This window comes from Pseudomonas sp. TE3899, from assembly GCF_056279105.1.
This window is the reverse complement of sequence record NZ_JBWBQR010000001.1, coordinates 1,590,695-1,603,201: the sequence shown is the minus strand read 5'-3', so window position 1 is coordinate 1,603,201 and position 12,507 is coordinate 1,590,695. Positions and strand designations below refer to the sequence as shown.

The 12,507-nt window shown below is 61.4% G+C and carries 10 protein-coding genes; 2 read left to right on the top strand and 8 right to left on the bottom strand.

What is annotated here, in order from left to right:
* Positions 1-10 precede the first annotated feature (10 nt).
* Positions 11-574: a TetR/AcrR family transcriptional regulator gene (locus ACZ89E_RS07170; RefSeq protein WP_476255216.1), complete on the bottom strand. Its 564-nt coding sequence runs from the start codon at positions 572-574 to the stop codon at positions 11-13.
* Between the two features lie 218 nt (positions 575-792).
* On the opposite strand from ACZ89E_RS07170, the gene pssA reads away from it, so the two are divergent.
* Positions 793-2,136, top strand: coding sequence for a CDP-diacylglycerol--serine O-phosphatidyltransferase (gene pssA, locus ACZ89E_RS07165; RefSeq protein WP_463257321.1), 1,344 nt, complete (start codon positions 793-795; stop codon positions 2,134-2,136).
* 161 nt (positions 2,137-2,297) lie between these two features.
* Here pssA and efeO (ACZ89E_RS07160) read toward each other — a convergent pair whose 3' ends face one another.
* From efeO (ACZ89E_RS07160) to ACZ89E_RS07130, 7 genes are all read right to left on the bottom strand, one after another.
* On the bottom strand, positions 2,298-3,122 hold the full coding sequence (gene efeO, locus ACZ89E_RS07160; protein ID WP_463257322.1) for an iron uptake system protein EfeO: 825 nt from the start codon (positions 3,120-3,122) through the stop codon (positions 2,298-2,300).
* 21 nt (positions 3,123-3,143) lie between these two features.
* On the bottom strand, positions 3,144-4,439 hold the full coding sequence (gene efeB, locus ACZ89E_RS07155) for an iron uptake transporter deferrochelatase/peroxidase subunit (protein WP_476255215.1): 1,296 nt from the start codon (positions 4,437-4,439) through the stop codon (positions 3,144-3,146).
* A gap of 18 nt (positions 4,440-4,457) precedes the next feature.
* Positions 4,458-5,657, bottom strand: a complete 1,200-nt coding sequence (efeO, locus tag ACZ89E_RS07150) for an iron uptake system protein EfeO (protein ID WP_476255214.1) — start codon at positions 5,655-5,657, stop codon at positions 4,458-4,460.
* Positions 5,658-5,665: 8 nt separating this feature from the next.
* The gene (efeU, locus tag ACZ89E_RS07145; RefSeq protein WP_149662023.1) at positions 5,666-6,505 is read right to left on the bottom strand and encodes an iron uptake transporter permease EfeU; all 840 of its coding nucleotides are present in this window, start codon (positions 6,503-6,505) and stop codon (positions 5,666-5,668) included.
* Positions 6,506-6,618: 113 nt separating this feature from the next.
* Entirely contained in the window at positions 6,619-7,626 is a 1,008-nt protein-coding gene (locus tag ACZ89E_RS07140; protein WP_476255213.1) for a DUF3829 domain-containing protein, read from the bottom strand.
* Positions 7,623-9,347, bottom strand: coding sequence for a hypothetical protein (locus ACZ89E_RS07135; protein ID WP_476255212.1), 1,725 nt, complete (start codon positions 9,345-9,347; stop codon positions 7,623-7,625). Before ACZ89E_RS07135 ends, ACZ89E_RS07140 begins: the two co-directional genes overlap by 4 nt.
* Positions 9,344-11,047 (bottom strand): molecular chaperone HscC, encoded by a 1,704-nt coding sequence (locus tag ACZ89E_RS07130; RefSeq protein WP_149662037.1) that lies wholly within the window; start codon positions 11,045-11,047, stop codon positions 9,344-9,346. Before ACZ89E_RS07130 ends, ACZ89E_RS07135 begins: the two co-directional genes overlap by 4 nt.
* 156 nt (positions 11,048-11,203) lie before the next feature.
* Between ACZ89E_RS07130 and ACZ89E_RS07125 the strand changes: the two genes are divergently transcribed.
* Complete coding sequence (locus ACZ89E_RS07125; protein WP_149662020.1) at positions 11,204-12,220, top strand: AraC family transcriptional regulator; 1,017 nt, start codon at positions 11,204-11,206, stop codon at positions 12,218-12,220.
* The last annotated feature ends 287 nt before the right edge of the window (positions 12,221-12,507 follow it).

Below are 12,507 nucleotides of genomic sequence, written 5' to 3'. Positions count from 1 at the left end.
GATTAAGCAGTTACAGGTCCAATAACTTTCGCGCCATGCATTGCGCATTATCGGCGGCACTGTGATCACCCATCACAAGCGCTACGGTAATGGCTCCATCGATCAGGATCAGCAGCTGTTTGGCCAGTGCCTGCGGATCGGTGGCGCCATGTTCGGTGCAAAGCTCGCGCACGTAGTCGAGCAGTTTCTGTTTGTGGTCCTTGGCGACCAGGCGGACCGGGTCTTGCGGGTCGCCGGTTTCGCCGCTGGTGTTAATAAAGGCGCAGCCGCGAAAGCCTTCGGAGTTGAACCAGCGGGTGAGCACGGTAAACAGGTTGAGCAGCCGGTCGGCCGGGGTCGGGGCCTTGTCGACTTCAGTCCTGAACCAGAGCATCCAGCGCTCGTCGCGGCGTTGCAGGGCGGCGACGGTCAGCTCCTCCTTGTTGGCGAAGTAGCGGTAGATACTCTTTCTGGAGACCCCGGCGGTTTTCACCAGAAGATCCATGCCGGTGGCAGCGATGCCACTTTTGTAGATCAATTTTTCGGTGACATCCAGAATGATGTCGCGTGTGTCGTTGCTAGTAATTTCGTTCATGGGGCAAACAGTAGAACGATCGTTCTCCTTGGTCAAGCGGATATTTTTGGTGCCTGTGAAATTGTCTTCGCGGGCAAGCCTCGCTCCTACAGGGGAGTGCGTTTAACTGTAGGAGCGAGGCTTGCCCGCGAAGAGGCCTTCACAGACACTCACAAGACCCAAGGCGATCCATGGTGTAAGCTCTCGGGTTCTTCGGATTCGACCTTTTTGCGAGCCCTATGCCGTCGCTTTTCAAACGCTCTCTGCTGCCCAAACTGCGCAGTTTTCCGCTGACCGCCGATGCCGTCACCATCCTTTCTGGCGCCGCCGAATACCGGCGTTGCCTGCTGGAGAAGATCGCCCAGGCGACGCAGCGCATCTATATCGTCGCGTTGTACCTGCAACAGGACGAAGCCGGCCAGGAAATCCTCGATGCCTTGCACGCCGCCAAACTGGCGCGTCCGGAGCTGGACGTGGTGGTGGTCGTTGACTGGTTGCGCGCCCAGCGTGGCTTGATCGGCGCCGGCAAGCAGCCGGGCAACTCGGCGTGGTATCAGGAAATGACCCGCACCCACGCCAGCGTTGTGCCGGTGTATGGCGTGCCGGTGCAGACCCGCGAACTGTTCGGCGTGCTGCACTTGAAGGGTTTCGTGATCGACGATTGCGTGATCTACAGCGGCGCGAGCCTGAACAACGTTTACCTGCACAAATTCGACAAGTACCGCTACGACCGCTATCACCTGCTGCAGAACAGCGCGCTGGCCGATTCCATGCAGCACCTGATCCAGCACGGCCTGATCGCCTCCAAGGCGGTGCATCGCCTCGACCTGCCGAACCTGCCGACCACCCGCAGCCTGCGCAACGACATCGGCGACCTGCGCAGCCGCCTCAAGCACGCGACGTACGACACCACACTGGGCAGCACCGCCAAAGGTGGTCTGTCGGTCAGTCCGTTGCTCGGCGTAGGCAAGAACAACCCGCTAAGCCGGGTGATCTGCGAGTTGATCGCCAGCGCCCAGCATCAGCTGACCATCTGCACGCCGTACTTCAACCTGCCGCTGCAAGTCACCCGGGAAATCAACCGGGCCCTGGCTCGTGGGGTGAAGATCGACATCATCGTCGGCGACAAGACCGCTAACGACTTCTACATCCCGCCGAGCGAGCCGTTCAAAGTCATCGCGGCGCTGCCATACCTTTACGAGATCAGCCTACGTCGCTTCGCCAAGCGCCATCAGCGCAACATCGACAGCGGCCAGTTGAACCTGCACCTGTGGCGCGACGGCGACAACACCTACCACCTCAAGGGCATGTGGATCGATCAGCGCTACACCTTGCTGACCGGCAACAACCTCAACCCACGGGCGTTCCGGCTCGATCTGGAAAACGCCTTGCTGATCGACGACCCGAAAAGCGAATTGCAGGCACCGCGCAATAAAGAACTGGCAGAGATTTTCGAGAACACCCGGCGCGTCGAGCGTTACCTGGACCTCGAAACCCTGCCGGAATACCCGGCGGCGGTGGCCAAGTTTCTCAAGCGGGTGAGTCGGGTGCGGATTGAGCGGTTGCTCTATCGGATGTTGTGAGGGGTAACACAGGCTGGTTGCTGTATTGCTTTTGAGAAGGCCTTCGCGGGCAAGCCTCGCTCCTACAGTGGTTTGGTGTCAAATCACAATAATGTGACCGACCCATAACCCCGTAGGAGCAAGGCTTGCCCGCGAAGGGGCCCAGCCAGACGCTAAAAAACTCAGTTCAGCCCCAGCTTCCCACGCAACGTCGACAAATCCTCAGCCAAGGTATTCACCGGTCCCACCAGTGCCTTACGGTCAGTTTCCTTCACCTTGTCGTAAGTCTCGAAACCACCATCCTTCGTCTTGTACTTGGCCAGGATCTTGTCCACGGTCGCAAAGTTCTTGTCGACTTTGGCGATGAACGCCGCGTCTTGCTTCTCGATCTGCGGGTGGAACAGGTCGACGATTTTCTTCGCGCCGTCGATGTTGCCCTGGAAGTCATAGAGGTCGGTGTGGCTGTAGCGGTCTTCTTCGCCGGAAATCTTGGTTGCGGCGACTTCTTCCAGCAGGGCAGCGGCACCGCCGACGACTTTCTCAGGCGGGAAGGTCAGGCCGGCGACGCGGGCTTGCAGGTCCTTGACGTCTTTGTTCAGGCCGTCGGCCAGTGCGTCCAGACCCTGGGTGCTTTTTTCCGAGAACAGCGTGTATTCGATGCGGTGGAAACCGGTGAAGTCTTCGGCTTTCACGCCTTTTTCGTGGTCGTCGACCCGGGAGTCGATGGACGCATCCAGGTCACTGAACAGCTCGGCAATCGGTTCGATTGACTCGTAGAACACGCGGGTCGGTGCGTAGAGCTTTTGCGCGGTGGCCAGGTCGCCTTTTTTCACGGCGTCGGTGAATTTCTGGGTGTGCTCGCCCAGTTGGTCCAGTTGTTCGGTGACGTAGATCTTGTAGTCCGAGACCGGTCCCACCAGATCCAGCGGCGCCGTCGCCGCAAAAGCCGAAAACGGGGTGTTGAGCAAGCCAAGGGTCAGCATTAACGCGAGTGGCGACTTTTTCATGGGACGGTTCCGTGTTGGGGGTTATGCAGTTTTTGCGGGTTGTGTCGCGGCAAGCAGCGAGCGACCGATAAAGTCCTTGTCGCCCGAGACACCCGGCAAGGTGAAGAAGTACCCGCCGCCCACTGGCTTGAGGTATTCCTCCAACGGTTCACCGTTGAGTCGGGTCTGGACGGTGATGAAGCCTTTTTCCAGGTCCGCTTGGTAGCAGATGAACAGCAGGCCCATTTCGAGCTGGCCGTTCTTGTTCACACCGTTGGAATAGTTGAACGGTCGGCGCAGGATCAGGTTGGCCTGGGTCGCGGCGGTGCGCGGGTTGGCCAGGCGGATGTGCGCGTCGAGCTTGGTCAACTTGCCTTGCGGGTCCTTGGCGTAGTCCGGGACCTGGCCTTCATGCTCGCCGCCCATCGGTGCGCCGGTGCTTTTGACCCGGCCGAGGATGCTTTCCTGTTCCTGCAGGGGCGTGCGGTCCCAGCGTTCGACGAAGTTGCGGATGATCCGCACCGCTTGATAGCTGCCATTCGCAGCCCAGGCCGGTTCGTCGCTGCCAGGCTGGACCCAGACGATGCTGTCCATGGCCTTGGCATCGTTGGAATCGGGGTTGGCCGAGCCATCACGAAAGCCCAAAAAGTTACGCGCGCTTTGCGCCGGCACACCGGGTTTGGCCGGGGCTTGCGGCGGCACGCTGCCTTCCTGTTTCCAGCGCACCAGCAGCAGGTCCGGCAGGTTTTTCACGATGTCGCGCAGGGCGTGGATGTTGGTGTCGGTGGTGTTGGCGCAGAACTGCAAGCTCAAGTCGCCATGGCAGCAATCCGCTTCCAGGGCATCGTTGGGAAAACCGACCATGCGGATCAGGCGCTTGGGTTTGGCGTTGGCCAGGCCGAAGCGCTCGTCGAACAGCGACTCGCCGACGGACACGGTGATGGTCAGGTTGTCCGGCGTGACCACTGGGCCGAGGATCCCCGAATCCACCGGCGGCAACTTCGGATCGACCTGGGTCACCGGGCCGCCCTTCATCAGGAACGCGATGCGCTCGTTGAGAGTGCGGAACAGCCGCTCCAGGTCTTCCCGGTCGCTGGCCAGTACATCGAACGACACCAACATGCCCGACGCCGGGCGCGGCGTGACGATGCCGCTCTGGTGCTGGCCGTAAAAGGCGTGGCGGTCTTCGGTCTTATCGCTGCTCGGGGCTTCGGTCACCTGGCTGGACGCGGCCATCGCCGGGCAGCTCAGGGCACTGCCGGCCAATGCGACACCGGCGGCGCCCATGCCCATCAATACGCGGCGACGCTGGGCGGAAAACTGTTCTAAGTCTTTCATCTAAAAGTCGTCTTCTGCTTACAGGCCGGAAAGGCCAAGGGCTGGATCGATTTCGTCGAGCAAGGTGGCCAGGGCCTTGGCCTTGTCGGCGATCTGTTTGCGCTGCTCGGCACTGACCGTGTCGTAGCTGGCGTAGCCATCCTTGACCTTGAAGTCGTTGAGTTCGGCGTCGAATGCGCCGATGGCGCTGTCGATCTTCGGCAGCAGCTCGGCGGCCGACTTGCTCAGCAACGGCCGCAACAGGTCGACCACTTTGCGGGTCACGTCGAGGTTGGCGACAAAGCCGTTCAGGTCGGAGTGGCTGTAGCGTTCCTCTTCACCGCTGCTGGCGCGTACTTCGGCGATGCTGTTGAGGGTGCGCACCACGATGCTCACCAACTGCTCCGGTGGCAGGGATTGGGCGAGCAATTGCTGTTTGAGCGTGGTGATGTCGATGATCAATTGCATGGCCACCGGCGTCAGGGCGTCGAGTTTGCGTTGCTGGAACAGCGCGTATTCGAGGCGATGGAAACCGGTGAAGGCCGGATCCTGTTCGCGTTTTTCGAAGTAATCGGCCCGGGCGTTGACGGCGTTGTCCAGTTCGGCCAGCCGCTGTGCCGCCGGGGCGATCCGCTGATACGCGACGCGGGCCGGCACGTAAAGCGCCTGGGCTTGCGCCAGGTCGCCGGCCTCGATGGCGTCTTTCAGCGCGGTCGTGGCTCTGATCAGCGCGCTGCTCTGGCTGCTCAGGTACACGCGAAATTCAGACAGCGGCCCGATGAACGCAGCCATCGACGGCCGGGCCTTGGCGGCAGCATCGGAGGCTGCGGTCGGCGTCACGTGCAAGGTGCCGCGCGGGTTGCTGAGCAACCCGCAAGTGATCGCATAGTCGCCGGGGGCCAGGTTGGCGTTGATCACCTGGCTCAGGCCCGGCGCGATGTTTTCCCGCTCTTCGACCACCAGCACGCCGTCGAGGATTTCCCATTCCACCGCCCGGTCGGAGCGGTTGACGATGCGGAAACTCGAATGCCCGGCCGGGACCGTCAGCGCATTCGGCTCACAACTTTTAGGGTGAATGTTCACCACCACTTCATCGTGGTTGGTCTGGCGCTTGGCCGCGGCCATTTTCGAGGCGTAGTAGAACAGGCCGCCGGCCGCGATCATCACGATCACCGAACCGGCCACCGCCCAGCGCAGCGCGCGGGGAGGGGAAGCCACGGGAGGAGTTGGCGTTGACATGAAAGCCCTTACTGGCTGGAAACGGAAGAAGGTTGCTTGGTGGGCGCGGGGGCGGGGAGGAAGAACATCACCAGCGCCACCACCAGATAAATCAGATATGCGCCGAGGGTGCTGACGGTGGGCGCGTCCTGGTAACCGAACATGCCAGCCAGCACCGAGCCCAGCGGGCCGTCCATCGGCAGCGTGGCACTGAAGTCGAAGAGCACGGTTTGCAGGTGATTCCACACGCCGGCTTCGTGCAGGGCTTGCACCGAGTTGGAGAGGATGCCGGCGGCCACCACGAGGATGAACAGGCCAGTCCAGCGGAAGAACGCGCCGAGGTTCAGGCGCATGCTGCCGGTATAGATGAGGAAGCCGACGATGATCGCCAGGACCAGACCGAGCAGGGCGCCAATCGGTGCCCCAGGGCCTTCGCTTTGCTGGAACACCGCGAGCAGGAAAAATACGGTTTCCAGGCCTTCCCGGGCCACGGCGAAAAACACCATCGCGATCAGCGCCGTGACCTGATGCTTGGAACCGGCCAGCGCGTGATCGAGGGACACGTGCAGGGAATGCTTGATCGAACGCGCCACCTTGCGCATCCAGAACACCATCGAGCTGAGGATGCCGACGGCGACCAGACCGACGATGCCTTCGAACAGTTCCTGTTGCTTCTGCGGGAACTCGGCGCTCATCAACTCCAGGCCACCGCCGACCAGCAGGGCCAGCGCAGCGGCGAGAAACACGCCAATCCACACGGCGGGCATCCACTGGCCACGACCGGTCTGCTTGAGGTAACTGGCAATGATGCCGACGATCAACGCGGCTTCAATGCCTTCGCGCAGCATGATCAAAAAGGGAACAAGCATTCAGCACCGTAGTGTTAGTTAGGTTGCTAATTTGTAACATAATGACACTCATTCTCATATGCCATCTATTGACTTTAGCTGAACCTAAGCTGAACACCTGATCAAGTGCCCCTTTAAAACAGTGGATTCACCCGGTCGTTGTACACCTCGATCAACTGATCATAGCGGCGGCCGATCCGCTCATAGTCGTCACTCAATTGTTGCGGCGGGGCTTTGGCGGCCCAGTCGTCGCGCAGTGTGTTGACCGCGTCCAGGTAATGCTTGCCGGGCAAGCGCACGTAGTTCCAGATGGTTTCCGGGTAATCGGCATTGCTGGTGGCCGGGTGGGCTTGCAGGTATTGGCTGCCGTCGTCCCAGGCTTGTTGCAGCGCAAGGGTCGCGCCGCTCAGGTCATTGGCACTAAAGCGCTGCTCACGAACACGCTCGTCGAGCTTGAGCATCAGGGTTCGCGCTTCGAGCATGTAGGTGAGGATGTGCGCGTACTTGAGTTGATCCCGGGTCTTGAGTTGTTCGAGCTGGACCTGGCGCAGAGCCTGGTCCTGTGTATCCAACGCACGGCGCAGTTGGTCAGAGGCGACGAGGTAGTCGTTGACCAGCGGGATAAACAGGGCGTCGCGCTCGGACTTGTCTGCGGGGCTGACGGAATAGAGGGGTTTGGGGCTGAAAAAATCGAAGCTCCCGGCCGCTTCGTTGGCGGCCGTCAGCATCGCTTCAAAACGATTTTGCAACGGCAGCAACTCAGGTGCCGACTTCTGCAGATTGTCTTTTTGTGCGGTGTTCAGCCGACAGCCATACGCCGCGTGAACACTCGGGTAGTCAAGCCCCTCGCGCACGCTGACCATCGGCTCGAAGTCTTCGGGGAAACGCGCTTTCAGGGTCGGATCGACGGGTCTACCGCGCTTCAAGTAGTGGCTATAGGCATGACGCCAGCGGCTGTCGACCGCGTTCAGGCAGGCAATCAACGGACGCAGGGCAGTGGCTTTTTCCTGCTCTGCGAGGCCGGGCTGTTGGAGCCAACGCTGAATCGGCGCCAGCAGGGTGTTCTGATGTTCCCGCAACATGCCAAGAAAAGTCACTGTGAGCACGGCGGTGATGACGATTGCCTTGATGCGTCTGCTCATGGCCGACCCTCCCGTGCAGGTGATTGCCCATACCATTGCGCCTGGGTGGGGGCGATCCGGCATTCCTGACGGCTGTCCAGAGATCCGTTGCAGCCACGCTTGGCAAACGGTTGCAAACCTTGATCCGGGCCCATCAACTGACTGCTGACAATGATGTAAACCAGGAACGTCGTACCGATGACCCCGATCATCAGCGCTATCGATGCTGCCGCGCTCAAGGCAGGCAGCCGCACCTCGGGCCGCTTGATGGTTAACGCTTGCGGCCAGGCCACACGACTCAATCCGCCCAGCGTCAGCAGCACCACGGTGTAGCTGGCAAAGGCTGCTGCGCCACAGCAGGCCCAGGTCAGCGCCCCCATCAACCAACAAGGCAGCAACTCACGCAGCACCAGTGGAGCAGGGCGCCTGAAACTGAGCCGGGGCGATAAAACGCTGCTCAAGCGCACATCCAATGACCAGAACCGGTCCGCCATCGGGCACCAGGCCCACAGCAACGCCGCGCTGGGCGTCGCCAGCACACAGAGCCAGAACAGCATTGCGGCGAAGCTGACACCGAGGCCGGATTGATCACTGAGGTATTCACCGGCGGCCCACGTGAGCGATGCCCCAAGCAACCCGGCGAACATCGGCCAGGCGCGGCGGGGCTGCATCAGCGCCTTCCAGAAATACGGATCGCCGTTGGGCATGGCTTGGCATCGCGCCGGGTCCAGGCGCCGCAGCTTCTCGCTGAGCGTGCGGCAGGCGTTCCAGTCCGCTTCAAAGAAACGCCGAGCGAAGGCGCTTCGCTCGGTGTCGGTCATCGGCGTCAACAACAAGCGCGATGCGCGGCTCAGGGGATCACGATCATTCAGGACCGCCAGGCGTTCCAGTGTTTCAAGAAACGCTTGCTCGTCTTGACGCTGCACCAGTGCCGACCAATAAGCGGGCGGGCAACGCCCTCCATTTTCGGCCGCATTCCACTGCTGATGGGAGCACAGCGTTTCGAACACATGCTGCGACCAGAAACTCGACTCCAACAGTAAACGGGCCAACGTTGCATTGAACCAGTCGTGGCGTTCGAACGACTGCAGCCAGTCGACTTTCTTAAGCACCCGATAGCGCTTGATGAAGGCGTCGACCTGGCCTGCGTCCATCAGCTCGCGCAAACCCTCTTCCACATGCTCGCAGTGTGCGCGAAGCACCCACTCAAGCTCGTGCGGCGATAAATCCGGGCGTTGCCAGGCGGTGAACCAGCGGAACTGCTCCATCCCCCAGGCGATCAACAATCGCCTGTCGTCGCGCGGTGACAGGCATAACGTTAGTAACTGATCTTCGAACTCCCGGCTGCAATGAGACACCCGGGCCTGGGCCAGACGCTGATCGAGTTGATCAACCGTAACGTCTTCGAGTAACTGCGCCGCCCGATGTGCGCCGTGGGTGCGCTCAACCTCCAGATGCTCCAGCTCAAAACTGAGCACCGGTTCAAGCGGCGGCGCGGCAGGCTCTGTTTCCGTGGTGACGGGGTGCTGAGTGAGCGGCGCCATCGCCGGTTCACGAGGCCTCGATTCCATCGCCGGTTCGCGGCGGCTCCATTCCAGCGCCTGTTCGTAGGCTTCGCGCAGACGCTGAAAACCGCTGGGGTCTTCATCCGGGCGGTGGGCTTTGAGCAGGATTGCGTATTGGCGCTTGATGCTGCGTGAATCGGCATCGGCTTCCAGCCCCAGAATGGCCCAGCAATTCACCGCCACACGCCTTGTTCCAGCTCATCGAGCTGTTGCGTGAGTTGCAGGCGCAGTTCGCGAATCGCGCGTTCATCCTGGGTATCGAGCACTTGCTGGAAGCGATTGGCGATTTGATCGATGCGCTGGCGCAAATCGCCGAGGCTTTCCTGATACAGCCGCTCGAGACGGGCATTGAGCAGGCTGTTGACCTGCTGCTCGCGCGGGTGAACCTTGAGGTTGGCCAGTGCGGCCAGGCGTTGCTGGATCTCATCGGGAGCGAGGACGCCGGGATTGTTTTCGATCACCAGGACCCGGCGTTCACCCGTGCGGTTGATCAGCGCCTCGGCTTCGAGCAGGCCGTTGTTATCGTAGGTGAAGCGTACATCGATGCTAATCTCGCCCGCCGGCGCCACGGGCACCTCAATGTCCATTTCCCCCAGGTAAATGTTTTCTTTTACCCAGCGACTTTCGCCCTGATAGATCTTCAACTGCACCACGCGCTGATGGTGGCGCAGGGTTGAGACCGTTTTGACCCGGCTGACCGGCACCACACAGTTACGCTCGATAATCGGCAGGTAGTGACCGGCTTGCGCATTTTCGCCGACGCTGACCGCGACTTCGATCCCGAGGGTGTACGGGCAAACGTCGGTCAACACCACCTCTTCCAGTGCCGCATCCCGGGCCTTGAGGGCCGCTTGCACCGCCGCGCCCAGGGCAATCGATTCGTCCGGGTTGAGCGCAATCGAAGGAAACCGGCCGAACAGCCCGGCGACCATGCGCCGAATCATCGGCATGCGGGTCGTACCGCCCACCAGCAGCACTTCATCCAGCTCCGACGGCCGAATGCGCGCGTCGCGCAGCGCGGTTTCGATCGGCGTGCGCAGACGCATCAGCAGCGGCGCGCAGAGGTCGGCCAGTTGCGCCTGGGTGAACGTCTGCTCCCATTGGCCGTCGCCATGGCGCAACACAAAGGTCGCGCTGTCGGCCTGGCCAAGGGCATGGCGCACACGCTCGGCTTCGCGGCGCAAACGATGGGCGATCGTCGGCTCGGTCAGCGAGGGCAGGTCGATGCGATTGGCGTGGGCGGCGGTAAAGGCCTGCACCAGCACGGTGTCGAAGTCTTCACCGCCGAGAAAGTTATCACCGGCACTGGCGCGCACTTCCATGACGCCATCGAACAGTTCGAGGATCGACACATCGAATGTGCCGCCACCGAGGTCGAACACCAGGAACGAACTGGCGCTGTCACGTTGATGCAGTCCGTAGGCGAGGGCGGCCGCCGTCGGTTCGTTGATCAGTCGCTCGACCTTGAGCCCGGCCAGTTCGCCAGCGATTTTCGTGGCTTTGCGCTGCCCGTCATTGAAATAGGCGGGGACGCTGATGACGGCTTCAGTGACCGTTTCGCCATAGTGGCGCTCGACGTCTTCCTTCAGGCTGCGCAGCACCAGTGCCGACAACTCTTCCGGGCGGAACGAGCGGGTGCCAAGGCGCAGTTCATGGGCACTGCCCATGTGGCGCTTGAACAATGCCGCCGTCAGGTGAGGATGCGTCTGCAAACGCTCTTTGGCGGCCTGACCGACCAGCACCCGACCCTCGTCATCGAGGCCCACCACGCTTGGGGTCAACAGGCTTTCCAGGGCGTTGGGGACCAGTTCGGGCGCGCCATTGCGCCACACCGCAACCAGGCTGTTGGTCGTGCCCAAATCAATGCCGACGATCATAACGTTCACAACTCCATGTCCATTACCGGAATTCCCGGCAACAGCCTATCGGCCATCCGCTGCGGTAATTGAGTCGGCTTTAGCACAAGACTGGCTTTTTACGGCGTGCTGCCTAAGATGGCCGACAGATTATTCAGTGCGCTCGAGTGACGTTCAATGTCGGAAAAGGACACCATCTCTATCCAACTGGTGCGCGAAGCGCTGCTGCAAAGCTGCGCCCCCGGCACCGCGACTGACGAGGTGTTGCATAAAGTCGGCATCGATCCGGCGTTGCTGTTGAGCCCCGGCGCCCGGGTTCCGGCCACCGCATACGCCCGTTTGTGGCGCCTGCTGGCCCGGCGCGGCGACGATGAGTTTTTCGGCATGGACCCGCGCCAGCTCAAATCCGGTAGCCTGGCGTTTCTGTGTCGCTGCGCCATGGTCCAGCCGAACCTCGCCGCAGGCCTCACTTCGGGCCTGGGCTTCTTGTCATTGATGCTCGAACACCTGCCCGCGCAACTGGTGCGCCAGCAAAGTCTGGCGGAGATCGTCTTGCTCGAAGACGACCAGGCCCCACGTCGGGCCTTCACCTATTTCACCTACTGGATGATCGTGCACGGCGTTGCCTGTTGGCTGGCGGGGCGGCGGATTCCGATCATGGCCATCGAACTGCGCTGCCCGGCGCCGGATTTTTGCGATGACTATCAGGTGATGTTTTCCGAGAACCTGCGCTTCGACCGGCCGCGCACACGGATGATTTTCGCCGCCGATTGCCTGGACCTGCCGATCAAGCGCAGCCCCGAAGAGCTCAAACGCTTTCTGGCTCACGCGCCGGCCAACATCCTGGTCAAATACCGCGACCCGGAGAGCCTGGCCAGTCGGATCAAGCATGACCTGCGGCAACTGCCCGCCGAGCAATGGCCGGAAACCGAAGCCCTGGCGCATCAGTTGTGCATGTCCGCCTCGACGCTACGCCGGCGCCTGGCCGAAGAAGGGCAGACCTGGCAGGGCCTCAAAGACAGCGTGCGCAAGGAGTTGGCCATTGTCTGGCTGGCCGAACCCTCAATCAGCTTTGTCGAGATAGCGGCGCGCTTGGGGTTTGCTGATGCGAGTTCGTTCTACAAGGCGTTTCGCAAGTGGTCGGGGACCAATCCGGGGCACTATCGGAGCCTTATCCTTAACGAAGCCAGCTAGACACCGATCATTCCCACGCTCCGCGTGGGAATGCCTCAATGGACGCTCTGCGTCCGCTGTTGGGACGCGGAGCGTCCCGGGCTGCATTCCCACGCAGAGCGTGGGAACGATCAGGGGGTGTGTACGCCCCGGTCCTGTAGGAGCGAGGCTTGCCCGCGAAGGCGGCCTTCCAGGCGCCACGCCTCTCAATCCTTGGCCAAACCAGTCACGCAACTTGATAGCTTTGACCATTGCCCCACACCCCGCGCAGCGCGAGTATTCCTCTGTTAATTACGGTTCCCCCCACC

Bases quoted from the DNA above. Each gene is read 5' to 3' on its own strand.
- ACZ89E_RS07125 (WP_149662020.1), top strand. From the start codon at position 11,204: ATGTCGGAAAAGGACACCATCTCTATCCAACTGGTGCGCGAAGCGCTG.
- ACZ89E_RS07130 (WP_149662037.1), bottom strand. From the start codon at position 11,047: ATGATCGTCGGCATTGATTTGGGCACGACCAACAGCCTGGTTGCGGTG.
- efeB (WP_476255215.1), bottom strand. From the start codon at position 4,439: ATGAAAGACTTAGAACAGTTTTCCGCCCAGCGTCGCCGCGTATTGATG.
- efeU (WP_149662023.1), bottom strand. From the start codon at position 6,505: ATGCTTGTTCCCTTTTTGATCATGCTGCGCGAAGGCATTGAAGCCGCG.
- pssA (WP_463257321.1), top strand. From the start codon at position 793: ATGCCGTCGCTTTTCAAACGCTCTCTGCTGCCCAAACTGCGCAGTTTT.
- ACZ89E_RS07140 (WP_476255213.1), bottom strand. From the start codon at position 7,626: ATGAGCAGACGCATCAAGGCAATCGTCATCACCGCCGTGCTCACAGTG.
- efeO (WP_463257322.1), bottom strand. From the start codon at position 3,122: ATGAAAAAGTCGCCACTCGCGTTAATGCTGACCCTTGGCTTGCTCAAC.
- ACZ89E_RS07170 (WP_476255216.1), bottom strand. From the start codon at position 574: ATGAACGAAATTACTAGCAACGACACACGCGACATCATTCTGGATGTC.
- efeO (WP_476255214.1), bottom strand. From the start codon at position 5,657: ATGTCAACGCCAACTCCTCCCGTGGCTTCCCCTCCCCGCGCGCTGCGC.